Source organism: Paenibacillus validus NBRC 15382 (genome assembly GCF_004000985.1).
Classification (GTDB): Bacteria; Bacillota; Bacilli; order Paenibacillales; family NBRC-103111; genus Paenibacillus_G; species Paenibacillus_G validus.
In genome coordinates this window covers 17782-39931 of record NZ_BIMH01000039.1, presented here as the reverse complement: position 1 = coordinate 39931, position 22150 = coordinate 17782, and the positions used below count along the sequence as shown (strand labels likewise).

Sequence of the window (22150 nt, the reverse complement as noted above, 5' to 3'; positions counted from 1 at the left end):
AGGATAGAAGTAGATGTATATTTTTCAGGAGGTGGCTGATGATGAATGCGCCTTATCCGGCTCAACCCCAGACCGTGTTCGAGTTGGACGTTAAGGAAATCGACACGCTGACGAAGTGCAAAGCAAAAATTCATGCGGCATGCGTGCAGCACATGCACAGGCACGTACGGGTGCAAATGGTGCATGGCGGAACGCATGAAGGCATCATGGTACATATCGACCATTATTACGTGTACCTGCAGGTGCTGCAAGGTCACAGCCGCGCTTTCCTGCCTTATCCGTATTTCCCCTACGACCCTTACTACAGCAACGTCATTCTGCCGCTTGCGCTGTTCGATTTGCTTGCCATCGCGCTGATCGTGTGAAGGGTCCGACCGGAGAAAGCCGAAAAAAAGTCCGCACCTTTCCTCACGATCAGAGGGAGTACGGACTTTTCTTATTTACCTGCGGACCTGCAGCACCTTCCGCTTGCCGGTCACCGCTTGCTGAAGCTGCCAGCGCTTCATCCGCTTGATCTTCAACAGCGTGCGCTTCTGCTCTTCCTCCACGCCCAGCAACTCATGCAGATGCGCGGCCACGACCAACAGCGCGAACCCGATCCACACCAACCCGAAAATCGTGCCGGGCGACGTCCATGCCCTGAGATCGAGGCTCGGCACCGCGAAAGCGATCATGCCGAGCGTCAATCCCATAAACACGATGTTCTTCGTGCCTTTCCCCATCGTACGCCCTCCTCTCCTACAACTTGTACAGTTCATTGTATGAGCGTACGCGTGAAAATATCACTCTTCAGGCGCCGGCCTTCGTCCGGACAGGTTTCTTGCGCAGCAGCTTCATGATCCGTCCGTACGCGTACACGAGCACCCACGGGACGATCAGGCTTGCAAGAAAAGCGCCGAACGTATAAGCGTGGTACATGGCGATCGACCCGCCGGGAAGCGTAACATGCGTCTTGTAATACGTCAGCACAGCCGGATGCATCAAATAGACGCCGAACGATACGGCTCCTAAACTCGTCAACAGACGCGATATCAACTTCCACCGCGCAAGAGCGATTTGGCAGAGACGGATGAGCGTCATGGAGACGAAGGCGGCATATCCGAAGAACAACAGCTGGTAGCCGTACCCGGGAAGCTGGAGACGGAACCGGCCTTCGGCCACAAACAGGCCGACGAACGCGCAGCCGATCAACAGCGTCAGGGTTGACACCCAGGCGAAATTGGCCCGCAGCCACCCCGAGAACCGCTCGTAGTACAGCCCCATCCAACCGCCCAGCGCGAACATGCTGAAATAATTGATGCATAGCGAAGCCATGTGATCGAACGGCCTCACCCAATAATGGTACGCGTACAGCCCTGCATGGACGGCCAGCCCGATCCATACCAGATAGCGCCGAAATGACGGCCAAGCCTTGCACATCCACATCAGCAGCGGGAATATCAAATAAAATTGCACGATAATGATCATGAAATACAAGTGGTACGAGGCGTCCGCCCACGGCAGCAGCTCCCCGAATTCCGCCGCATCGAAATGGAGCCGGGCACGGTCATAGATCCACTGATTGTACAAGTAGTAAAACAACGACCAGATCAAATAAGGGAACAATACTTGCCGCACCCGGCGCACATAAAACAAGAGCGCCTGCTTTCCCCCGAAATCGTCCTGATACCGGTAAAACAATACGAGACCGCTGAGTAAAATAAACACCGGTACGGCGAAATTGCTCAGTTTATTCAACGTCAGGTACATCGCTTGCGAACCGCTGCCGAACGCCAGTTCAACTGTAGCGTCCGCCGTCGCATGAATGATGAGAACCGCCAAAATCGCTGCAGCCCGAACGAGATCCAGCTCCAACAGCTTCGGCTTCGAAATTTTTTTTACATTTGTCAAATCGTTCGGTCCTTCCCGTTTCTCATATAGATCAATGATGCGCTTCCAAAAATTTATCACAATTCCCGAATTCCCGCCACTAATCGGTCGATATAACGGGCAATTTACCGGGAGCCGCAGCCGTCTTGGCCGGAACGGAACAGAACGAGACTGCCGGGCGGACGCTGGCGAATAAATCCAGACCGGAGGACGAATAATACACGCGAACAGCTACTGTCAAGGAGGATATCGCCATGCAAAACGTATCGTATCAACAATTTTTGGAACAGCAGCAGCTGCAGCACATGCAGCAAGCCCAGGAAGCGCAGCAGGCGTTAAACAAAACCGGCCTGAACAATTTCTCGCAAAGGCTGCGGCAGCTGCAGCAGCAATTCGTCCAGGTGCAAATGGATCTGCAGCAGGCGCAATCGCAGGTGGAAACGCAAATGAACGCCCAGCAGCGCCGGATCGTGGAAATTCAGGGGCGTTTGCAGCAGTGTATCCAGCAAATGGACATGCTGATCCAAACTTCGCAAAATCAACCGTCCCCGTCCTCCCCCCTGAACGTTATGTAACAGGGCTGCTCAAACTCCGGTCCTCTCTTCCAGCGAGCGAAAATTGCGGGATCAGCCCGGCATCGTCCTGGATCGTTTGTTCTGCTGCGGATAAGCCTCCACCGGAACGGTGAAACTACCTATTACCGCCATGGACAAGGGAGGCTTTGCCAGAAATGCCAAACGAGGAACGATTCGCGCCGGAAACCGACGGCGATCCGCAGACGAAGTACGAGGATACGGGCGTGCATCCCCGCTACGACTTAGGCGTAGAAGCGACGGAACAGGATGCGCCGGCATCGTCCGGTCAACCGATCCGGACGAACGATCAATAACGTGCGCCGCAGCCTGAGCGGCAGGGGCAACCAGCTCTGGCCCAGGCCCCATTCGGGACTTGCATCCCGGAGATGACGCCCGTACAGGGCGCATGCACAGCAAACCGTCCGGACTTGTCCGGACGGTATTTTTGCGAACCCCTAGGCCGGAGGCTCTTGGAGCGGGCGGCGTTCCGCCCGCTTTCCCTGGTCTCCCCCGCGAGGAGAGCACTGCGCCGGCGACGCTGCGCACCTTAGACGATTTGCAAGTCCATCAGCTTTTCTTTCACGGCGGCCACAAGCGCAGCCGCATCTTCCGGGCGGTGGACGACATCCATCTGATCCATGTCCACGATCAACACCTCGGAAGCGTTATAATGGTTCATGACCCAGTGGTCGTAGCCGGACCATAAGAGACGGTAGTATTCCACCAGCGACGCATCCTGCTCGAAGCTGCGTCCCCGAAGACTGATGCGGTGCATCACCGTGTCGAAGGAGCCTTTCAAATAGACCATAAGATCGGGAGCTTTCTTCGGAAGCTCGGCGAGCTCGGACATCATATTATCGGCTAACCCTTCGTACACCTCAAACTCCAGCGGACTGATGCGGCCCAGCTCCAAATTGACCTTGGCGAAATACCAATCCTCATAAATGCTTCGATCGAGCACGTTGCGGTTATGTACAAGCGCCTGTTTGATCGCTTTGAATCTCGAATTTAAAAAGTGCAGCTGAAGTAAAAACGGATACCTTTTTTTCTCGATTTCTTCCGGTGAAGCCGTATAAAATAAAGGCAAAATCGGATTATCGTCCACACTTTCGAAGAACACTTCGGAATGCAATGCTTGTCCGAGCAGCGTGGCCACCGATGTTTTGCCAAGCCCGATCATTCCCCCAACCACAATCACAGCCATTGGTCCCCTTTCTCCTTTAACCCAAGTAAGTTGCCTGGTTTGCCAGCTGTCCATAATGAAGCTTTCTCATTATAGCAGGGAAACCGGCGCGGGGGAACCGCCAGTGATTACCTGCAGGAAGCTCCGTCTTTCCCGACCGCGTATCCGAATCCGCCGAACGACGCGACCGGCTGCTTGTCCGCAGAAAGGCCTTCTTTTCTGGGCGTCATGGCGATATCGACAAGCCACTCTGTGAAAGTAGCCACTGGCATCGTTCGCATTTCCTCCAGACTAAAAAATCCCGCCGCATCGGCCTCCACTCCGTCAGGCACCGGCTCCCCTTCCACATAATCCATGCGAAAGGCGATGTACACATTATGGACGTTTCTCGGCAGATCGCGTATGGCAATAATTTCCTGGACCTTCGCCCGGATGCCGCTTTCCTCGTACACTTCACGGACAATCGTGTCCTCGATCGGCTCCAGCTGCTCGATGTAGCCGCCCGGATTCGTCCATTTGCCCATCCCCGGCTCGATAGCGCGACGAACGAGCAGCACTTTATCGTCACGCACGACCAGTGCCCCGACCCCGATGCTGTAGTTGCCCCAATGGACAAAAGAGCACGCCGTGCACGCAAGCCGTTCCGTCCCATCGATGTCCTTCTTGGCCAAGGCGCTTCCGCATTCCATACAATACTTCATATCCACTAGACTCCTTCTTTCTCTGTTAGCACATGTCTTCACAGGTCGGCGCTGCGCCTTAACCTGCAGAAGCCCCATATTCAACGTATTCTCCAAATCTATCGTTCCATACTTCTATATATTTTACCTTCTTTACTATAAAAAAAGAAGTGTTCTTTCTGCGGCCGATGTCGAAAAGGCGGCAGCCTCTCGATCTGATCGAGAAGCGCCGCCCCGGCTGCTAAACCTTCAAGCTATAGGGTTCGGTTGTCTGCCTGGAATTCCTTAGGGCACGCTCCGCTTGGACAAGGTTACTTCAGCACGTCTCCCAGCGGTTCGGCGATAATACGCTGAATATCTTCCATAATGACTCCGAATCTCCGCTCGGTCTCGAAATACGAACGCACCAGCGGGTTCAGATTGACGACCTCGAACAGCTTCTCCAGCTTCTCCAGCTCTTCCTTCGGCGGCATTTCGCCGGCCATCATCTTCTGCTGCAGCTCCATCTGACGGCTGCGGAAATCGTCCAGCATCCGCTTCGTATCGCTGTCGGCGTCGATGCGTTCGCGCAGCGCTTTAAGCTCCTTCGTTTCCTGGCTCTCACGGATCGCCCGGGCAAGCTCATAAGCCTTATCGTACATATTCATGGGCATCTGCACCTTCTTTTCAAATGATTCGATTGTCGAATTCGGTTGCATTTCTTTTCACCAAGGGATAAACGCCCTCATATGATGAAGTAGCTGGTTTCTAAATGTTCCAAGCGCGACCGGCCTGCATGCGGGACTCGCCTGCGCTAGGAAGGGGTACCACATGAAAAGAACAAAGGTAAGGATCCAAATAAAATCGTCCGACATGACCGCTGACAGCTCCCTGCTGATGATCAGCTATCCGATCGTGCGCAAGTGGAAAATTCCGCTGCATCAGCCGCTGCAGCTCCGGTACGGCGGAAGCCGGGAGGACGTCAAGGTCATACCGGTCTCCAAGGCGGGAATGCTGCTCATAGGCGCCGCGCTGGCGGCCAGGCTTGGGCTGGCGTCCGACAACCAGCTCTGCCTGCAGTATAAAGCCTCCAGCCGGACGCTCCAGCTCGGCCCGTTGATCGGCGTCATGATGAGCCGCGTCAATGCCGGCGTCCCGGATAAACCATTCGGCGCCAACACGGCCTTCTGCCGGGAGCTGACCGATGCGTGCAAGCAGTACGGCGCTTCCGTCTTCTTCATCACGCCGGACGACATGCAGGGCGCGATCGATACGGTGCGCGGCTGGCATTACACGAACCGCTGGGAGACCGCGACGTTCCCTCTGCCGCATGTGCTCTACAACCGGCTGACCAGCCGCAAGCTGGAAAACCGCGCGACGGTACAGCAGTTCGTCGAGCATGCCCGATCACAGCAGAGCACGGTCTTTTTCAACACGACATACTTGAATAAAACGGAGTTATTCGATGCGCTCGGCAAAGAATCCGGTTTACAGATGTACTTGCCCGAGTCGTATTTGCTGAAGACGTTTCTACAGCTCAAGTCGATGTGCGCCAAGCACGCCACGGTGTTCCTCAAGCCGATCACCGGCAGTCTCGGCAAAGGCATCATCCGGATCCGCAAACAACCGGACGGTGCGTATATCTGTCATTTTACCAATCTCAGCGGAACCCGTAAACAATCGTTCACCTCGCTCTCCTCACTGTATGCGGCGATTTCCGGGAAAATGAAAACACAGCGCTACCAGATTCAGCAGGGGTTACAGCTGCTCACGGTGGGAGGGCGTCCTGTCGATTTCCGGGCGCTCGTGCAGCGGGGCAAAACCGGCCAATGGCGCATTACGTCCATCGTAGCCCGAATTGCCGGCAATCATCACTTCGTATCCAACCTTGCCCGCGGCGGAACGCTCAGCTCGGTCAAAGAAGCGTTAGCCCGATCCGATTCGGCGGCAGCCGTTGACGGTTATGCGAAGCTGCGGCGGGCGGCGCTGCATATCGCTAAAGGGATAGAAACCCAGGTCGAAGGCCATTTCGCGGAACTGGGGGTCGATTTGGCACTCGATACGAATGGGCGGGTTTGGCTGATCGAAGTCAATTCCAAGCCGTCGAAGGAAGATAATACGCCGCTGTCGAGCGACCCTAAAATTCGCCCTTCGGTCAAACTGCTGGTGCAGTACGCCCGCTCTGCGGCGAAGTTTTGATTCCCCATGGAGCTAAGGATGAGGAATCCCCTGTGAACGAAACAAATTTACGGTTGTGAGGTGCAGCGCATGATGATCTTCGGCAAAAACGCTGGCGGCGAACGCACGGTAGGCATCATGACTACGCCGGCCGAATACACGCCGCCTTTTGAAAACCGCGGCTTCTACCGCCGCTTATGTTTGCTTGGCCCGCGTCTCCACCTGTCTGTGTATGTGTTTACGCCGAACAGTGTCGACTGGGAGCAAGAACGGGTAACGGGTTACACCTATGAGGCGTCCGCCGGGCAGTGGGTCCCCGGCACGTTCGCCCTGCCGGCCATCGTCTACGACCGCTGCTTCTTTACGACGCGGCGCCAGTATGCGGACTACCGCGAGACGATGGGGCGGCTGCAGCGGCATCCGAACGTCCGGCTGCTCGGCAGCGGCCTGAAAGGCAAGCTGGACGTCCAGCGGCTGCTCGCGCGCGACCGCGACGGCCGCTTTAACCGCTACCTGCCGCAGACCGAGCTGCTGCGCAGCATGCGCATGCTCGCCGACTGGCTGCGCGAGCACGGCGAGGCCGTGCTCAAGCCGCTCGGCGGCTCGCAAGGCCGCGGCGTGCTGCACGTGCGGCGCAACGCCGAGCCCGGCGGCCAGACGCCCGCGTTCACGCTGCGCGGCCGCGATGCGCGCAACCGGGAGATCGCGCGCGGCTTCGAAAGCGGCGCCGCGCTCGCAGCCTTCCTGCGGCGCCTGATCGGCCGCCGCAGCTATCTCCTGCAGCGCTACTTGGCGCTGCATACCCGCGAGGGCGACGCGTACGACGTGCGCGCCCTCGTGCAAAAAAACGGCGCAGGCCGCTGGCAGCTGACCGGCCTGGCCGTACGCCGCGGTCAAAGCGGCAGCTTGACCGCGAACCTGCACGGCGGCGGCATGGCCTGCGCCGCCGAACCGATGCTCGCCCGCGAATTCGGGCGGGCCCGCGCCGAAGCGATCCTCGCGGAGCTGCGACAGCTCGCAGATACGCTGCCGGAGGTGCTTGAATCTCGTCACGGGCGGCTCGCCGAGCTCGGCATCGATTTCGGTGTCGACACGGGCGGACATATTTGGATGCTCGAAGTGAACTCCAAACCCGGCCGCTCCATCTTTACTTATTTACGCGACGACAAGGCGCGATTGGCCGCTGTCGCCAATCCGCTGCGGTATGCCGATTACTTGCTCCGGCAAACCGCAGCGGCACCGGCTCGCAGCTTTTCGCTGAAGAAGTAAACTTTTGCCCAACACGGCATCGTTCTGTAGGAGGTTCATCATGAGCTTGACAACCTGCACGATTCATGTCACCCCGCGACAGGAACGCGTCGTTTATGTCAGCGGTGACTTGGCCAAAGCGCTCAAGCTGGCCAAAGCTCAAAACGTGACCCTTAAGCTCGGCAGCAAAAGCGTCTCCTTAAGACTCAAGCTGCTGAAAAAAAGCGGTAACCACCTGTATATGACACCGTCGGTTTATACCCAATTGCGATTGCCCCGCGACGGTACCACCATGATTACGAGCGCCAACGGCAAGGAACTTCGGCTGGGACCGATGATCGGGATTCTGACGAACATTGTGCGAGGGAGCTCCGCGCCGTTCGGGTCCCGCACCGAGTTCATCCGTCAATTCATGCGCGTCGGCGCGGATCGCGCGTTTTATTTCGGGTTCTCCCCGAACGACGTGAACTGGTCGCAAGGCACCGTCTCGGCCACGATCCCGCTGAAAGAGGGAGGCTGGGCGCGCAAGACCGTCCCGCTGCCGGACGTCGTGTACAACCGGCTGCCGAGCCGCAAGGCCGAGAAGCTGGCGTCGATGAACGCCTTCAAGCAGCGCTTCGTGCGACAAGGCATCCCGCTGTTTAACTGGAGCTTTTTCGATAAATGGGACGTTTACAACTTGCTGGAGGGTACCGATGTGTTCAACCATGTGCCGGAGTCGCACATCAACCCGAACGCCATGCAAATTAAAGAAATGCTGGAGAAGCACAAATTCATATATTTGAAACCGACGGCCGGCAGCCTCGGAATCGGCATTTACCGGTTGACCTATAATCCGAAACGCGGCTATTACGCCCGCTTCCGGCGCAACGGCCGCAACGTGCTGCTCCGTTTCAGCAAGTTCGAAGGGCTGATGGCGCTGCTGAACCGGCATAACGGCAGCTTGCACGGCTACGTGTCGCAGCAAGGCATCCGGTTGATCGAGCTGGACAGCTGTCCGATCGACTTCCGCTTCCACATGACCAAGAACAGCGAAAACCAATGGGTCGTGGCCGCCATCGGCGCCAAGAAAGCCGGCAGGGGCAGTGTCACGACACATGTGCGCACCGGCGGCCAGCTGATGACGCCCGAGCAGGTGCTGCAGCAAGTTTTCGGCGCGCGCGCCGACGCTGTATTATCGAGCACCAAGGAGGCCGCCATCAAACTGGCCGAGGATATTGAGCGCAATTACAGGCATACGCTGGGCGAGCTCGGCTTCGATATCGGGATCGACAAGAGCGAACGCATCTGGATGTTCGAGGCCAATTCCAAGCCGGGCCGCTCGATCTTCAAGCATCCCGCCCTTAAGGAAGAAGGGCGCGCTTCGCTGCAGTACATGTACGACTATTGCCTCTACCTGAGCCGATTTCGGTCAAGGAGGGATACTTGAATGGGATCGCAACGACAGTCCGATAGCAACCGTCAGCGTCCGACGCTGGCCATCCTCACTTATGCGGATGAAAAGAGGCCTTTTCGCGGGAATCAAGAAAATTTTATCGATTTGATCCGAATGGGGGAAGAGCGCGGCGTGCTCGTATACGTCATGACGACCGCCGACTTTAAGCTCAGCCAGGAAAATGCAGTCGGTTACCGGTATCATACGGAGACCCGATCATGGATCAGAGAACTGCTCCCGATGCCGCACGTCATCTATAACCGCATTCCCTACCGCAAATTCGAGCTTCTCCCGGAGGTGCAGCAGGTGATTCAAGCCTGCTTGCGCCACGGGAAGGTACGATTCTTCAACCCTTCGTTCTTCAACAAATGGACCTTATTCGAATGGCTCAACAAATCGAAGCGTACGCAGCCGTTCATTCCGACGACCCAAAGGTTGTCTTCCCGTGAGGACCTCGACAAACTTCTCCAGAGCTACCCGTTTCTTTACCTCAAGCCAATTCGCGGCAAAGCCGGCAAAGGCATCATGCGAATCAGCAGAATGGACGGCCAAGCGGCGAAAGCGAACCAGTATGAGCTCAGCATTCAGGATAGGACCAGAAGCCAAATTTCCCGCTTTTCGAGCGTATCCCAGCTTTGGTCGCGGGTGAGCCATCTGGTCGGCTCCAAGGATTACATCATTCAACAGGGCATTGCCCTATCCCACTATAAGCAGCGTCCGTTCGATCTGCGGCTGCTCGCGCAGAAGAACCACAAGGGCGTATGGAGCATCGCCGGCGTCGGCGCCCGGTTGGCCGGGAAGAACAGCATTACGACACACGTGCCCCGGGGCGGGTCGATCGACGATCCGGGCAAACTGCTCTCCCACTCGTTCGGCCCCGCCGGCAGCAAACAAATCATGCAGCGGGCGAAACAAGCGGCGCTCACGATCGCCAAGCAGATCGAATCGTCCAGCGGCTATAAGCTGGGCGAAATGTCAATGGATCTCGGTGTGGACAGCGACGGCCACATTTGGTTCTTCGAAGCGAATTCCAAGCCGATGAAATTCGACGAGCCGCCGATCCGGCAAAAATCGCTTGAAAACCTCATCCGCTACTCGATCTTCTTGTCCAAAAAGAACACCCGTTTCGGCAGCAAACGGTAAGCAGGTGACTCGCGACCATGAAAACAGTTGGCGTATTGGCCATGTATTTAAGCGGACGACGGCTGGAAGAGCTGTCGTTTTTCCGCAAGCTGTGCATATGCGGTGCGAAGCTGGGGCTCGAGGTGCTCGTGTTCACCCCGGACGACGTTCAGGGGAACGCCCGCGTCAATGCTTTAACCTACAAACCGGAGCAAGGCAAATGGGTGCGTAAATCGACCGCCTTCCCTCCGCTGATTTACGACCGGTGCCGGTATCACGGCACGGAAAATTACCTGAAGCTGTCCGGCTTCCGTAAAAAGTACGCCGAGCTTCGTTATTTGAGCCGCCCGCTGGGCAATAAGTGGAAGATGCATCAGTTGCTCGCCGAGCAAGCGGATATCGCCGCCCATCTGCCGGCGACGATCCCGTTCAAGGAAGGCAAGGAATTCGGTCATTTCCTGACCCGCTATCCGGTCGTTTATATGAAACCGAAGAGCGGCACCGGCGGCCGCGGCATTATCCGGCTCCAGCGGCTGCCGGGCGGTCGTTCCTACTTGATGCAGGGACGAGATCCATCCCGCCGCATCCTGCCGGTGCAAAAGGTCACCACCGGGCAAATCGCCGCGAAAGTTGCCGAATGGAAGCTCGCGGACCAATATATCGTGCAGCAGGGCATCCCTCTGGAGCTGAAGGACGGACGCGTGCACGACTTTCGGATGCTGGTACAGAAGGACGGAAACGGAGAATGGCAGGTGACCGGCTGCGTAGGCCGGATCGGTCCCAAGCGATCGGTTACGTCCAACCTGCATGGCGGGGGCACCGCCGCGCCGATGGAAACGCTGCTGTACAACCGGTTCAAGGACAGCGCCAAAGTGAATGCCGTCCGGGAAGAGGCCTATGAGCTGGGCCTTAACGTCGTCAAGCACCTGGAGAACAAATTCGACGTCTTCTGCGAGGTCGGCATCGATCTGGCGATCGACCCGAAGGGACACGTGTGGCTGCTCGAGGTCAATCCGAAGCCTTCACGCGAGGTGTTTCGCCGGATCGGCCAGAACGGAACGTATGTGAAGGCGATCAGCCGCCCGCTCGAATTCGCCTTGTGGCTGAGCGAGCAGAGCAACGACAAGCCGATAGAATAAGAAAAAGACTCGCGGTCGAGCCCGAAGCTTCACGGGTTCAAGCGAGTCTTTCTTGTTATTCGGCGCCATCCAGCAGGGCGATGATCTCGCTGAACGACCCGATGCGCACATCCGCCTCGTCCAGTTCCTTCGGCTTGCGATAGCCGGCGTAATCGCAGCCGACCACGTACAGCCCGTTGCCATGTCCCGCTTCGACGTCGGAAGAACGGTCGCCGACCATCCATGCGCGCCGGATGCCGTGGCGTTCGAGCAGCAGCCGCACCAGATCGACTTTGGAGCGCGTGTGGAATTCGCCGGCGCTGTACATGCCGGTCGGCTCGAACAACGGCTCCAGTCCTTGGTGCTTCACAACGCCCTTCACGTAAGCCTCCAGTCCGTTGCTCGCCGTAAACAACCGGATACCGCGTTCCCGCAGCCGCTGCAGCGTATCCGCGACCCCTGCGTAAAGCTCGCCTTCGCCCCGTCTCAGCCCATCAAGCTGCAGCTTAAGCAGCAGCTCATCGGCACGGCGGTGCACATGGCGATCGGCCTCCGGCATCACTTGCTCCCAGATGTGCTCCAGCAGCATGCCCAAACCGCCCAAAATATAACGCTCGGGCGGCGTTTCGCCATGAAATAAGCCTTCCGCCCGCAATTGGTCGAATGTGGCGTGGTAGGCCGGCAAGATCAGCGTCTCCGTGCGGAACAAAGTGCCGTCCACATCGAAAATCATCGCTTCCGGCAACGATTTATGAACCATGCTTGATTCCTCCCCCCGGTACCATTTTATACAACCATGTTTGTCCGAGGTTGTCAAATGACGGGCGGGCGGGCTTACAGGCCGATACCAAAATAAATTCGCAGATACTTCTTCCAGTGGAACGCGGAAAAACAGGAGCAGCCCGATTGTAATCGGTACGGATAACGCGTTGAGCCCGAGAACCGTATTTTAGACGGACGCCAATCTAAAATTTTCTTTACACCACGAAGGAAGCTCCCCGACAACTGTCGGAGAGCGAGGTTCGCTTAAAATATTTTTTTTGCGCCTTGCTCGGTCTTCAGAATTTCAACCGCTTCACGGAACCGCATCGAATGAACCACTTCCCGCTCTCGCAAAAATTTCAGGCCGTCCTGCAAATCCACATCGTCCGTCATATCGATCAACCACTGGTACGTCGCTCTGGCCTTCTCTTCCGCGGCAATGTCTTCGTACAAGTCGGCGATGGGATCGCCCTTGGCCTGAATGTAGGCCGCCGTCCAGGGCACTCCGTCGGCATTGCTGTAAAAAAGCGCCCTATCGTGGCTCACATAGTGCCCGTCCAGCCCGGCCGCCTTCAATTGATCCACGCTCGCATCCTTGGTCAGCTTATAAACCATCGTGGCAATCATTTCCAAATGAGCAAATTCTTCCGTTCCGATGTCCGTCAGCAGCCCGATCACTTTATCCGGGATGCTGTATCGTTGGTTCAGGTAACGGAGCGCAGCTGCCAGCTCCCCGTCCGCGCCGCCATATTGTTCCAGGAGCAGCTTTGCCATGTGCGGGTCGCACTTGCTTACTTTTACCGGGTACTGCAGCTTCTTCTCATACAACCACATCCGAATTCTCCCCTTCCTTCGTCCGCTCGGTTGCGCCGTTCACACTTGCCATGGCCAAGGGCAATCGATCCACTGCCAAGGCTGCTTGGAGAAGCTTTGGCCGAACGACTTCAACGGACCGAACTCCTGCTCGAATTGATACGCAAGCTGCATCCGTTGTTGCGCGTATTGGTTGTATTGCTGGAGCGCTTGGATGTCCTGCGGGTGGGTATCCAAATACAGCGTCAATTCGACCAGCACAAAATCGACGGCCTGCAGCTCTTCCAGCTGCCGATAGAAATGCTCGGGTAGTGCGTGCGACATTCCGGTTCCTCCTGTCGGTCAATATTTTCGAGGATGGTACGGGCTGTAAAGCGCCGGCCATAATGTGCCTAGCCGAAGCGCTTCGTGGGGGGAAAATTGCGGCAAATTGGGCGGTTGAAAGCCGATGTATAAGTTCGGGGGGGTCGAGTACGTCTTCTCGAGTACGGGCGGACAAGGGTCCATCGGACTTACGTACGGAAACCATACTTTGGTTTGATGCATGAGGCGAATTCCTCCTTCTGTGAGCGTCTACCATTATTTATACATTGTGGGCAAGTCCGGTATACGTATAAAATGTCAGCAAGTGCTGCCAATTTCGGAAATTAATAAAAGGAGCTGTTCTCACACATGAAGAAATCGCTTGCAAAAACGATGGTGATCACGTTGTTAGGAGCCGGCCTCATCCTTTCTCTGCCTCAATCCGCGATTCCCGCTTGGGCCGCGAACACGCAAGTCTCCTCGACGTTGAGCCTCGGTATGTCCGGTGACTCGGTTTCCGCGCTGCAGCGCGACCTCAAGACGCTAGGGTATTTTACTTACCCGACGATCACCGGTTATTACGGCACGGTAACGCAGCAAGCAGTCCGTTCGTTCCAAAGCGCCTACAGCCTGGCGGTTGACGGTAAAGCAGGCCCGATCACGCGCACGGCGCTCAACCGGGCGCTCGTCAAAAAAGCGATGCTCGCCGACGCGAATAACTACATGCGCGTTCCCTACGTATGGGGTGGCACAACACCTGCAGGCTTCGACTGCTCGGGCTTTGTGTATTTTATGTTCAACAAGCACGGCGTTGCGATGGCTCGTACCAACACCACGACGATGATCACCATGGGCACGCCCGTCAACCGCAGCCGGCTCATGCCCGGCGATCTCGTATTCTTCGGCCTGAACGAGCCCGGCGTTGCGTCCCATGTAGGCTTTTATATCGGCAATGGCGAGTTTATATCGGCCACCCGTTCGGCCGGCATCTATATCCAGAAGCTCGACAGCAGCTATTGGGGACCGAAATATTTAGGCGCCCGCCGGGTTTATTAAGAGAACCGCAATTTATCAATCCAACTCACAAACCGACGGCAGTCCGGACCAATGCGTAATGATTCCTAGCGGCTCATGCACGGAGGCCGGCTGCCGTAGCCGCCTCGCTCATATTCGCCGTACAGTCGGTCGTTAACGCCCAGGAACCTTCGGGTCACTTCCTCCGGATTCAATCCCGCCGTCGGCCCGTATACGGAGAACGTTCGCACGAGCGCTGCATGCCAAGTGCTCGCATAATCAAATAACGTGTCGTCCAAGTCAAACAAGATCAATTGCCCTCGAAAACGCGGACGGTTTTCTTCCATGGAAGCTCGCACCTTTATCGCGCGCCGATCGGCGCCTGCATCTGTAGATCGATTGTATAGGAATCCGCGTGTAAAAGGACAGACCCCGCCGGAATAACCGACGGGGTCGTGATAGGATGGAATACTATTCATCCTTACTTAGTGGATGTCCTTCTTGTTGAACCTGCCGCCCTTCACATCGTGAATGTTGCCGACGGCCAGGAACGCGGAGTTATCGAGCTCTTCGACAATCGATTTAAGCTTCGCTTCCTCCAGCCGGTTAATCACGCAGAAAATGACGAGCTTGTTGCCGCCCGTGAACGCGCCCTCGCCCTGCAGGTAGGTGACGCCGCGGCCGAGCCGATGTATGATCGCATCGCCGATCTCACGGCTGTTGTCGCTGATGATCCAGACCGATTTGGACTCGTCGAACCCTTCGATCGTAATGTCGATAACTTTAAAAGCGATGTAGTAAGCGATCAGCGAGTACATCGCATGATCCCAGCCGAACACGAAGCCGGCGCTGCTGAGAATAAACAGATTGAAGAACATGACGACTTCGCCGACGGAGAAAGGCAGCTTCTTGCTGAACAAGATCGCCATAATCTCGGTTCCGTCGAGCGAACCGCCCGAACGGATGACCAAGCCGACGCCTACCCCCAGAATGATGCCTCCGAAGACGGCAGCGAGCAGTGGATCGAAGGTCAGGGCTTTAACCGGATGCAGCAGCGTTGTCCCGAGCGACATCACCGCGACGGCATATAAGGTGGAAATCGCAAACGTTTTACCGATTTGCTTATACCCTATGTACAAGAAAGGTAAATTGAACAGTACCAGAAAGATTCCGATCGGCACCCCTGTTAAATGGGACGTGATGATCGAAATGCCGACAACGCCGCCGTCGATGATTTTGTTCGGAACGAGAAAAATTTCCAGCCCGACGGAAAAGATCGCGGAGCCCAGAAAGATTAAGAACGCGCGACGGATTAATTTAGCGATTGAAATTTTGGAATGTTGTTTGACCTTAGCTACATCTCCTTGCAATGCTTGTCCTCCCTTTTATTTGATGGCTAGCCTTCGAGCTTGATATTGATTTTCAAAATGCCGACGCGGCGAAGCGCTTGATACACGATGATTAGAACCGGACCGAGGAACAAGCCCACGACGCCTATAGCTTGAAAGCCGACATACATACTGACCAGTGCGGCAAGCGCGTTGATGCCGACGGCGTCTCCGATAATTTTCGGCTCGATCAAACGGCGGAACACGACAATGACCAGATACAAGACGATCAGTCCGATCGCCAGCTGCATATTGCCGACGAGCAGACTGTAGACGGCCCAGGGCAGCAGCACAGCGCTTACGCCGAGCACCGGCAGCACGTCGACGACAATGATCAGAAGCGCTATCGCGAGCGGATAGTCGACCCGAAGCACGAGCAGCCCGATCAACGATACAATGTAGGTTAACAGGCTGATCAGCATTTGGGCAAACAGGAAGCCGACGATCGCCCGGCGCAAATCCGTCAGCACCGTGACGACCTTTGACCGCGAACCGCTTTCGAACAAGTTCAAAAACGATTGATGCAGCTTCGGCAAACTTAGCGAAACCAAGTAAAGCGCAATGACAAACACGACGAAGAAAATGAACAGGTTCGGGATCGTTCTGGCGATTCCGATCAAATAACCGCTAACGGCCGAAACGATGCTGTTCAAATTTTCCGTTAATGCGACCAAGCCGTTCTCGATCCAATGCTGCACGTCGGCAGCCATCGCAGGCGGCAGCGTCTCAAAGAAAAATTGCGTTTTGACGGATGTGTTTTCCATGAATAATTTCGCCTCGTTCAAGTAACTCGGGGCGTTTTTCAAATACTGGACGAGCTCGGACACCATTTTGAAGCCGACCAGGTAGATGAAGCCGAGCAGCAATCCGGTAAATAAAGTACAGGCCGTAACGGCCGCCGCTATGCGGTTGAACCTCGCATATTTGATCAGCGCCTGCACGACCGGCTCCAGCAATATTGCGAGCAGCAGCGCGAGCAGAAACGGAAAGCCGACGGTGAACAATCCATATAGAACCAAAGCGCCTAACGCGCAAAAAAGAATCGTTCGTAGCGACATTCCAGTGAGGGCCCCCTTCGAAATTAATGTGCCGGCTTCTGCTGTTCTTCGCCTTCCGGCCCGAGCTTCAAGATCGGTCGAATCGTTAATCGCACCACGCGCAGACGATCCACTTCGGTAACCTCGAATTGAAAGCGATCCAGGGTATGCTTCTTCCCTATCTCAAGGTTGCCTTCCAGCTCCTTGAACAGCCAGCCGCCGATCGAGTCTACGGCTTCGTCCTCGATTCCGAGGCCCAGCATATCGTCAAGCTCCTCCAGCAAAACCCGCCCGTCCACCGAGTAGGCATCGCCGATCTTCTCGATTTCCGGCCGTTCGGTCTCGTCGAACTCGTCGTGGATTTCGCCGACGATTTCCTCCAGAATATCTTCTGCGGTAATCAAGCCGGCTGTTCCGCCGTACTCATCGATCACAATCGCCAGCTGGGAGCGCTTCTTCTGCATCATTTTCAATACATGGCTGATTTCCATCGATTCCGGCACCATCAGCACCGGCCTGACGAAATCGCGCAGCTGATGCGATTTCTTCGGCTCGCAGGTCAGCATATCCGCGATGTGCACGAACCCGATAATCTCATCCTTGTCGCTCGTTGCCACCGGATAACGGGTATGCTTCGTTTCATACACGATATTTAAATTTTCCTCAAAAGGCAGTTCCGTAAACAAACAATCCATATCGGTGCGCGGCAGCATAATTTCACGCGCCACCCTTTCGGAGAATTCGAAGATGTTGTCAAACAACGTCATCTCGTCTTTATCGATATGGCCGCTCTTTGCGCTTTGGTCCATCAATATGCGAATCTCTTCCTCTGTATGAGCGGCTTCAAGCTCCGTGGCGGGCCGGACGCCGATCAGACGCAGAAGCCGGTTCGCCGCGCCGTTCAACAAATAGATGATCGGGTAAAAAAGCTTGTAGAAGAGCATTAACGGCGCCGAGAGCCAAAGCGATGTGACTTCCGACTTTTGGATCGCGAGCGATTTGGGCGCCAATTCCCCCAGGACGATGTGCATGAATGTAATGACCGCGAAGCCGATGAAGATCGCGAGCGCGTCCGCGTACCAGGCTTGGGCCAGTCCGATCATTTCGAACAGAGGCTCGACGATCAGATGAGAAATCGCAGGCTCGCCCACCCAGCCTAAACCAAGCGAGGCCAGCGTAATGCCCAACTGGGTCGAAGACAGGTAGGCGTCCAGCTTTTTCGTAACGGCAAGCGCATATTTTGCCTTTCCGTTCCCTTCGCTTTCCAACTGCTGCAGGCGGGTTTGTCTGACTTTCACCAGCGCAAACTCCGCGGCGACGAAGAAACCGTTAAGGAAAACTAAAAAAACAACGAGGACCAGATTTAACGCAATCGAACCGAAATCAAACCCCGTACTATGGCTCTCCACTACTGTTCAAACTCCTTCTCATGCGTGATAGGCAGCTTGTAATTAAACGATGGCGCGTCGGGTTGAAAAATCGACATCTTTATAATACGTATCCGCGACCAACAGATTCGGCCCGCAGCAATTCGCTCCCGGGCAGTAACACCCGACCGAGCTGTAAAGCGGATGTTCCTTCCAGCGGGCAAACACTTCGTCCAGACGGTCAGTCAGCGCATTCCCCAGCGGAGGCACATCGGAGAAATCGGTCACGTAGACGTCACCCGTGAACAAATTCACATTCAACCGGTTGCGTCCGTCCGGATCATTCCTTACGGTTACGTTCGGTTCTCCGCGCAAACGCGTTATGATCTGCTGATCCTCCTCTAAGAAGCTGCAGGCATAGAACGGAAGCGTGCCGAACAGCATCCAGAGCTCGGGGTTCCTCCCGTCCAGCAACCGGTGAACGGCCTGCCGCGTCTGGTCGAGCGACAATACCGGCAGGTTGGACGCGAATGCGCTCGGGTACATCGGGTGCACCTCGTGGCGGCGGCAGCCCATCTCGTCGATCAGGCGGTGAATACCGACCAGCTTGTCGTGAGTGCGGTAATTGATCATCGATTCGGCCGATACGAACATCCCGGCACGCGACAGCTCGCGCGTATTGTCTATCATCCGTTCATAGAGCTTGACGGCCGACGCTCTGGGCGTGCGCCGTTCGGAGCGAACGAAGCCAACCTCGTAGAAATCGTCTACGTTCAAGTAATTGAACGAAATATGCATCACGTCCAGATAAGGAGCCAACGCCTCGTATCTCGATATATCAAGCGTCAGATTGGAGTTAATTTGCGAACGGACGCCTCGCTCCCTGGCATATTTCAACAACGGTACGATATAGTCCCGCACCGTTTGCTCATGAAAGCTTGGCTCGCCGCCGGTTATGCTGATCGTCTCCAAGTGCTCCACTTCATCCAACCGCCGGAGCACGTCGGCTAACGGAATACGGATTCCTTCCGACAACGTTAACGACTCTCCCACCGCACAGTGCTCGCAGCGCATGTTGCACAGATTGGTTACGGTCAGTTCGACGCTCGTCAACCGGTGCTGGCCGTACCGCCGAAAGGCCGGCAACGGGTCCCACGGATCGTATTGCGGCGAAATTTCGAGAAAGGGAGGCTGTATGGCAAATAATTCAGACATGTTGTTATGTACACCTGACTCTTCATTAGAATTCTTGTTATCACTTACTGATCAATTCTTATTGTAACGTAATATGTATGAAAAGAAAACCGATTGAAAAAAGCCCGAAACCGGTGCTGGCCGAATTTCGGGCTTAACTCATGGTGCTGTTAAAGTGATCTTTTCGTCGTTCACACCAGTAATCAAGACGGTATGCACCTTGGACAAATCGATTTCCTTACTGCCGTCAAGCATCTGACCGGCCTCGTCTTCCAGCAATCTGACGATCGGCCGATGCGGCACTTTCGCGTTGAGATCAACGACAACGCCTTTCTCGCCCGTATTCAGCGTCACGGTGACGCCGATCGGATAAATGGCGATTTTATCGCGGAACAGCTCGATCTTCGGCTTATCGAACAGCGAACCCGTACCCGTGAACAAGATCTCCATAGCCTGATGCGGGAGCATCGCTTTGCGGTACACACGGTGTGTCGTCATCGCGTCGTACGAATCGACGAGTCCGATCCAACGCGCGTATTCGTGAATTTCGTCGCCCTTTAAACCGCGAGGATAACCGCTGCCGTTCAGCCGCTCGTGATGCTGGAACGCGCAGTGTGCGGCGAGCAGCGGAATGTTGGGCTCGTCCTTCAGAAATTGGAAGCCGAAATTCGTGTGCCGCTTAATATGCGAGAACTCCTCATCGGTCAGCGGTTCTTTCTTGCGCAGCAACTCGGACGGAATTTGCGTCTTGCCGATGTCGTGAAGCAGCGCCCCGAGACCGAGCGTTGTCAATTCTTCTTGACCGTAGCCCTCGGCCATTCCGAGCATCGTCGAGTAGATGCATACGTTAAGGGAATGCTGGTACAAATATTCGTCCATCACGCTGATGTTCGTCAGCATAATCATCGCATCTTTATTACAGCTTAAATCCTGCAGAATCAGGTCCAATAAGCTGCGAAATGTCTTGCCGAGTTGAAGGTGTCCGACGCCCTTACGTTTGACCTGATTTTCGCCGATTCTCCGGAACGACTCGCGTATTTCCGCTATCGCCCGTACCCGGGTTTCATCCGAAATGACGTCCCGAATGACCAGATCATGGGTCCGCGGGTCATCAATATAAACGTAATCAATACCATGGGATTCCAAGCGGCGAATCAAGTTTTGCGTCAGTTCGACCTGCTCCGCGAGCAGCGTTAACCCGTCCGAATTGTAAATCTTTTTGCCGAGCCTCATGCCAGGCTCCACCATGCTGATCGGAAGCAAGCGCATAGTCGTACTCACGTCTTCTTTCTAAACAAATATTTAGAAAATCCACTTACTTAGGTTTAGCCTATCGGATTCCCGGCAAAAGAGCAATATATTTTTTCAATTTCCGACATGCTTTTGTCGTTTTATCCACCGCCCGCGGCTGCTGTCCTGCAAAGCTTTCGCATTGCGCAGTTCATGAAGCAGCACGTCGCGCAAAAATTCAGGCAGGAAAAACTCAGGTTCAATACCTTGGCCGATGGATAAATATCCGATGCCGAATGTAAACATGTCGATCGTCCCGACGGTGTACAACCGATCGTCGATCATCGGCGATTCGCCTACCCGGACGCTGACGATTTTCGAGTAAGGAGCACCCTCCGGATCAAACTCGACGCTCAGTCCGTCCAGGCACAACGTGCCGAGCACCTTGCCCCGAAAGCCGAAGCCGAACAGCGGCTTATCCATAAACTCCGGCAGCAGCGATTCTTCCAGCGCTTGCCTAAGCTGCGCCCCGGTCAGCTTCAACCGGCACGGGTTGATCGGCGACGGGCAAAGCTTGAGCAGCATACCGGCCGACACGGGCCCTTGCTGCGGGCCTCCGAGCAGTTGGCCGGCGTTCACCAAGCCGATCTCGGCGTCCACCCACCGCCGAAGACCGGCGGCCAGCAGGTTGCCAAGCGGCGATTCGCCGTACCAATCGATCGGCATATCGCGGTCGAGACGAACGACTTCCCGGGACAACGTTTCATTTGCTTGGTTCGCATACAAATCGATGACGGCCTGCAGTTCGGGATCTCCGTTCATTTCTGCCGTCGCATGTACGCCCGCACCAACCAGCTCAAGCCGTTTCGTCTGCCGCTCGTACGCCAGATCCACCGCCCCGACGTATTGTCCATGTTTGCCTGCGGCACAAATCCAGGTCGATCCGACAGAGAGGGGCTCCGTCAACAAATGGTGCGTATGTCCGCCAAGAATGACGTCGATGCCGGGGATGTCTTCCGCTATCTTCTCGTCATGGCGAAGGCCCAGATGCGACAGCAGCACGATGATGTCCGTTTGCGGACGCAGCTCTTCTACAGCTTGACGGATCGTATCGTACGGATCGCTGATTTCCCAGCCCAGCAGCCTGTAAAAAAGCGAGAATGCGGCCGTCGCACCGATGAGACCGATGCGCAGCCCCGCTTTCTCCACGATATGCCAAGGCTTCATCCAAGCCGGAGCGGTTCCGGTTCGGGCTGCAACCATGTTGCCAAGCACAACGGGAAACCGTGCGGCTTCGCCGTACAGCCGGTCCAACACATCCGGCGTATACGTCAACCCCTCGTTATTGCCAAGCGTGACGGCATCGTATCCGGTCGCGTTAATCACCGCGATATTCGCCAATCCCTCGGTGCCTTCCGTTTCGGAACGCATCCGGTCCAAGTGATCGCCGATATCGAGCGTCAGCGTGTGCGCCTCCCCCGTATTTTCCTTCAACCGCTTGATCCATTCAGCGATCCGGGGCATCTGATCGAAATGACTGTGTATATCGTTCGTATGTAGGATACGAAGCCTGACTCGTTCTTTCGTGATACAAGCCACCTGCCTTGAATCGCAAAGCGGCGGACGCTTTGCGATAGTTTCGTTCTTAATCATTC

At 55.7% G+C, this 22150-nt stretch carries 26 protein-coding genes; 9 read left to right on the top strand and 17 right to left on the bottom strand.

What is annotated here, in order from left to right; all coding sequences use genetic code 11:
- Window positions 1–38: 38 nt before the first annotated feature.
- On the top strand, window positions 39–365 hold the full coding sequence (locus tag PVA01S_RS20280) for a hypothetical protein (protein WP_244933002.1): 327 nt from the start codon (window positions 39–41) through the stop codon (window positions 363–365).
- A gap of 75 nt (window positions 366–440) precedes the next feature.
- On the opposite strand, the gene PVA01S_RS20275 is transcribed toward PVA01S_RS20280, so the two are convergent.
- From PVA01S_RS20275 to PVA01S_RS26780, 3 genes are all read right to left on the bottom strand, one after another.
- Window positions 441–722, bottom strand: a complete 282-nt coding sequence (locus tag PVA01S_RS20275) for a hypothetical protein (RefSeq protein WP_127609089.1) — start codon at window positions 720–722, stop codon at window positions 441–443.
- A gap of 67 nt (window positions 723–789) precedes the next feature.
- Window positions 790–1950, bottom strand: coding sequence for an acyltransferase (locus PVA01S_RS20270; protein ID WP_244933001.1), 1161 nt, complete (start codon window positions 1948–1950; stop codon window positions 790–792).
- Window positions 1951–1969: 19 nt separating this feature from the next.
- Window positions 1970–2110, bottom strand: a complete 141-nt coding sequence (locus PVA01S_RS26780) for a hypothetical protein (RefSeq protein WP_155615499.1) — start codon at window positions 2108–2110, stop codon at window positions 1970–1972.
- Between the two features lie 13 nt (window positions 2111–2123).
- Between PVA01S_RS26780 and PVA01S_RS20265 the strand changes: the two genes are divergently transcribed.
- Complete coding sequence (locus tag PVA01S_RS20265; RefSeq protein ID WP_054798457.1) at window positions 2124–2444, top strand: hypothetical protein; 321 nt, start codon at window positions 2124–2126, stop codon at window positions 2442–2444.
- Window positions 2445–2599: 155 nt separating this feature from the next.
- On the top strand, window positions 2600–2758 hold the full coding sequence (locus PVA01S_RS26775) for a hypothetical protein (RefSeq protein WP_155615501.1): 159 nt from the start codon (window positions 2600–2602) through the stop codon (window positions 2756–2758).
- A gap of 233 nt (window positions 2759–2991) precedes the next feature.
- Here the strand turns inward: PVA01S_RS26775 and PVA01S_RS20260 are convergent, their stop codons facing one another.
- From PVA01S_RS20260 to PVA01S_RS20250, 3 genes are all read right to left on the bottom strand, one after another.
- Complete coding sequence (locus tag PVA01S_RS20260; protein WP_127609088.1) at window positions 2992–3648, bottom strand: deoxynucleoside kinase; 657 nt, start codon at window positions 3646–3648, stop codon at window positions 2992–2994.
- A gap of 107 nt (window positions 3649–3755) precedes the next feature.
- Window positions 3756–4328 (bottom strand): NUDIX hydrolase, encoded by a 573-nt coding sequence (locus PVA01S_RS20255; RefSeq protein WP_307720690.1) that lies wholly within the window; start codon window positions 4326–4328, stop codon window positions 3756–3758.
- A gap of 290 nt (window positions 4329–4618) precedes the next feature.
- Complete coding sequence (locus PVA01S_RS20250) at window positions 4619–4954, bottom strand: YlbF/YmcA family competence regulator (protein ID WP_127609086.1); 336 nt, start codon at window positions 4952–4954, stop codon at window positions 4619–4621.
- A 163-nt stretch (window positions 4955–5117) separates the two neighbouring features.
- Here PVA01S_RS20250 and PVA01S_RS20245 point away from each other — a divergent pair, with 163 nt between their 5' ends.
- The 5 genes from PVA01S_RS20245 to PVA01S_RS20225 all read left to right on the top strand — a co-directional run bounded on the left by PVA01S_RS20245 (window position 5118) and on the right by PVA01S_RS20225 (window position 11408).
- Window positions 5118–6485, top strand: a complete 1368-nt coding sequence (locus tag PVA01S_RS20245) for a YheC/YheD family endospore coat-associated protein (protein ID WP_127609085.1) — start codon at window positions 5118–5120, stop codon at window positions 6483–6485.
- Between the two features lie 69 nt (window positions 6486–6554).
- The gene (locus PVA01S_RS20240) at window positions 6555–7733 is read left to right on the top strand and encodes a YheC/YheD family endospore coat-associated protein (RefSeq protein WP_244933000.1); all 1179 of its coding nucleotides are present in this window, start codon (window positions 6555–6557) and stop codon (window positions 7731–7733) included.
- Window positions 7734–7773: 40 nt separating this feature from the next.
- Entirely contained in the window at window positions 7774–9141 is a 1368-nt protein-coding gene (locus PVA01S_RS20235) for a YheC/YheD family endospore coat-associated protein (protein WP_127609084.1), read from the top strand.
- On the top strand, window positions 9142–10290 hold the full coding sequence (locus tag PVA01S_RS20230; RefSeq protein WP_127609083.1) for a YheC/YheD family endospore coat-associated protein: 1149 nt from the start codon (window positions 9142–9144) through the stop codon (window positions 10288–10290).
- A 17-nt stretch (window positions 10291–10307) separates the two neighbouring features.
- Window positions 10308–11408, top strand: coding sequence for a YheC/YheD family endospore coat-associated protein (locus PVA01S_RS20225; protein WP_230876314.1), 1101 nt, complete (start codon window positions 10308–10310; stop codon window positions 11406–11408).
- Window positions 11409–11463: 55 nt separating this feature from the next.
- On the opposite strand, the gene PVA01S_RS20220 is transcribed toward PVA01S_RS20225, so the two are convergent.
- The 4 genes from PVA01S_RS20220 to PVA01S_RS20205 form a co-directional block, all read right to left on the bottom strand.
- Window positions 11464–12147, bottom strand: a complete 684-nt coding sequence (locus PVA01S_RS20220) for an HAD family hydrolase (protein WP_127609082.1) — start codon at window positions 12145–12147, stop codon at window positions 11464–11466.
- A gap of 266 nt (window positions 12148–12413) precedes the next feature.
- Window positions 12414–12983: a manganese catalase family protein gene (locus PVA01S_RS20215; protein WP_127609081.1), complete on the bottom strand. Its 570-nt coding sequence runs from the start codon at window positions 12981–12983 to the stop codon at window positions 12414–12416.
- A gap of 39 nt (window positions 12984–13022) precedes the next feature.
- Window positions 13023–13286 (bottom strand): spore coat protein CotJB, encoded by a 264-nt coding sequence (locus tag PVA01S_RS20210; protein WP_127609080.1) that lies wholly within the window; start codon window positions 13284–13286, stop codon window positions 13023–13025.
- An 18-nt stretch (window positions 13287–13304) separates the two neighbouring features.
- The gene (locus PVA01S_RS20205; protein WP_127609079.1) at window positions 13305–13508 is read right to left on the bottom strand and encodes a spore coat associated protein CotJA; all 204 of its coding nucleotides are present in this window, start codon (window positions 13506–13508) and stop codon (window positions 13305–13307) included.
- A gap of 126 nt (window positions 13509–13634) precedes the next feature.
- Here PVA01S_RS20205 and PVA01S_RS20200 point away from each other — a divergent pair, with 126 nt between their 5' ends.
- On the top strand, window positions 13635–14321 hold the full coding sequence (locus tag PVA01S_RS20200) for a C40 family peptidase (protein WP_127609078.1): 687 nt from the start codon (window positions 13635–13637) through the stop codon (window positions 14319–14321).
- 65 nt (window positions 14322–14386) lie between these two features.
- Here the strand turns inward: PVA01S_RS20200 and PVA01S_RS20195 are convergent, their stop codons facing one another.
- The 7 genes from PVA01S_RS20195 to PVA01S_RS20165 all read right to left on the bottom strand — a co-directional run bounded on the left by PVA01S_RS20195 (window position 14387) and on the right by PVA01S_RS20165 (window position 22148).
- Window positions 14387–14626, bottom strand: a complete 240-nt coding sequence (locus PVA01S_RS20195; RefSeq protein ID WP_054797856.1) for an HAD family hydrolase — start codon at window positions 14624–14626, stop codon at window positions 14387–14389.
- Window positions 14627–14764: 138 nt separating this feature from the next.
- A complete protein-coding gene (locus PVA01S_RS20190; RefSeq protein WP_127609077.1) occupies window positions 14765–15649 on the bottom strand; it encodes a YitT family protein in 885 nt (294 codons plus the stop codon).
- Between the two features lie 26 nt (window positions 15650–15675).
- A complete protein-coding gene (ytvI, locus tag PVA01S_RS20185) occupies window positions 15676–16725 on the bottom strand; it encodes a sporulation integral membrane protein YtvI (protein WP_127609076.1) in 1050 nt (349 codons plus the stop codon).
- Window positions 16726–16748: 23 nt separating this feature from the next.
- Window positions 16749–18113 (bottom strand): hemolysin family protein, encoded by a 1365-nt coding sequence (locus PVA01S_RS20180; protein WP_127609075.1) that lies wholly within the window; start codon window positions 18111–18113, stop codon window positions 16749–16751.
- A 42-nt stretch (window positions 18114–18155) separates the two neighbouring features.
- Window positions 18156–19286: a radical SAM/CxCxxxxC motif protein YfkAB gene (yfkAB, locus tag PVA01S_RS20175; protein ID WP_054797855.1), complete on the bottom strand. Its 1131-nt coding sequence runs from the start codon at window positions 19284–19286 to the stop codon at window positions 18156–18158.
- 138 nt (window positions 19287–19424) lie between these two features.
- Window positions 19425–20534, bottom strand: coding sequence for an HD-GYP domain-containing protein (locus PVA01S_RS20170; protein ID WP_127609095.1), 1110 nt, complete (start codon window positions 20532–20534; stop codon window positions 19425–19427).
- A 96-nt stretch (window positions 20535–20630) separates the two neighbouring features.
- Entirely contained in the window at window positions 20631–22148 is a 1518-nt protein-coding gene (locus PVA01S_RS20165) for a bifunctional metallophosphatase/5'-nucleotidase (RefSeq protein ID WP_244932999.1), read from the bottom strand.
- Between the last annotated feature and the right edge of the window lie 2 nt (window positions 22149–22150).

What these genes read in the sequence shown, in the direction of transcription:
- PVA01S_RS20170 (WP_127609095.1), bottom strand. Translation starts at nt 20,534, where the DNA reads ATGCGCTTGCTTCCGATCAGCATGGTGGAGCCTGGCATGAGGCTCGGC.
- PVA01S_RS20200 (WP_127609078.1), top strand. Translation starts at nt 13,635, where the DNA reads ATGAAGAAATCGCTTGCAAAAACGATGGTGATCACGTTGTTAGGAGCC.
- PVA01S_RS20205 (WP_127609079.1), bottom strand. Translation starts at nt 13,508, where the DNA reads ATGCATCAAACCAAAGTATGGTTTCCGTACGTAAGTCCGATGGACCCT.
- PVA01S_RS20165 (WP_244932999.1), bottom strand. Translation starts at nt 22,148, where the DNA reads ATGATTAAGAACGAAACTATCGCAAAGCGTCCGCCGCTTTGCGATTCA.
- PVA01S_RS20260 (WP_127609088.1), bottom strand. Translation starts at nt 3,648, where the DNA reads ATGGCTGTGATTGTGGTTGGGGGAATGATCGGGCTTGGCAAAACATCG.
- PVA01S_RS20220 (WP_127609082.1), bottom strand. Translation starts at nt 12,147, where the DNA reads ATGGTTCATAAATCGTTGCCGGAAGCGATGATTTTCGATGTGGACGGC.
- yfkAB (WP_054797855.1), bottom strand. Translation starts at nt 19,286, where the DNA reads ATGTCTGAATTATTTGCCATACAGCCTCCCTTTCTCGAAATTTCGCCG.
- PVA01S_RS20250 (WP_127609086.1), bottom strand. Translation starts at nt 4,954, where the DNA reads ATGAATATGTACGATAAGGCTTATGAGCTTGCCCGGGCGATCCGTGAG.
- PVA01S_RS20225 (WP_230876314.1), top strand. Translation starts at nt 10,308, where the DNA reads ATGAAAACAGTTGGCGTATTGGCCATGTATTTAAGCGGACGACGGCTG.
- PVA01S_RS20280 (WP_244933002.1), top strand. Translation starts at nt 39, where the DNA reads ATGATGAATGCGCCTTATCCGGCTCAACCCCAGACCGTGTTCGAGTTG.
- PVA01S_RS20230 (WP_127609083.1), top strand. Translation starts at nt 9,142, where the DNA reads ATGGGATCGCAACGACAGTCCGATAGCAACCGTCAGCGTCCGACGCTG.
- PVA01S_RS20240 (WP_244933000.1), top strand. Translation starts at nt 6,555, where the DNA reads ATGATGATCTTCGGCAAAAACGCTGGCGGCGAACGCACGGTAGGCATC.
- PVA01S_RS20195 (WP_054797856.1), bottom strand. Translation starts at nt 14,626, where the DNA reads ATGGAAGAAAACCGTCCGCGTTTTCGAGGGCAATTGATCTTGTTTGAC.
- PVA01S_RS20210 (WP_127609080.1), bottom strand. Translation starts at nt 13,286, where the DNA reads ATGTCGCACGCACTACCCGAGCATTTCTATCGGCAGCTGGAAGAGCTG.
- PVA01S_RS20235 (WP_127609084.1), top strand. Translation starts at nt 7,774, where the DNA reads ATGAGCTTGACAACCTGCACGATTCATGTCACCCCGCGACAGGAACGC.
- PVA01S_RS20275 (WP_127609089.1), bottom strand. Translation starts at nt 722, where the DNA reads ATGGGGAAAGGCACGAAGAACATCGTGTTTATGGGATTGACGCTCGGC.
- PVA01S_RS20265 (WP_054798457.1), top strand. Translation starts at nt 2,124, where the DNA reads ATGCAAAACGTATCGTATCAACAATTTTTGGAACAGCAGCAGCTGCAG.
- PVA01S_RS20245 (WP_127609085.1), top strand. Translation starts at nt 5,118, where the DNA reads ATGAAAAGAACAAAGGTAAGGATCCAAATAAAATCGTCCGACATGACC.
- PVA01S_RS20215 (WP_127609081.1), bottom strand. Translation starts at nt 12,983, where the DNA reads ATGTGGTTGTATGAGAAGAAGCTGCAGTACCCGGTAAAAGTAAGCAAG.
- ytvI (WP_127609076.1), bottom strand. Translation starts at nt 16,725, where the DNA reads ATGTCGCTACGAACGATTCTTTTTTGCGCGTTAGGCGCTTTGGTTCTA.
- PVA01S_RS26775 (WP_155615501.1), top strand. Translation starts at nt 2,600, where the DNA reads ATGCCAAACGAGGAACGATTCGCGCCGGAAACCGACGGCGATCCGCAG.
- PVA01S_RS20255 (WP_307720690.1), bottom strand. Translation starts at nt 4,328, where the DNA reads ATGAAGTATTGTATGGAATGCGGAAGCGCCTTGGCCAAGAAGGACATC.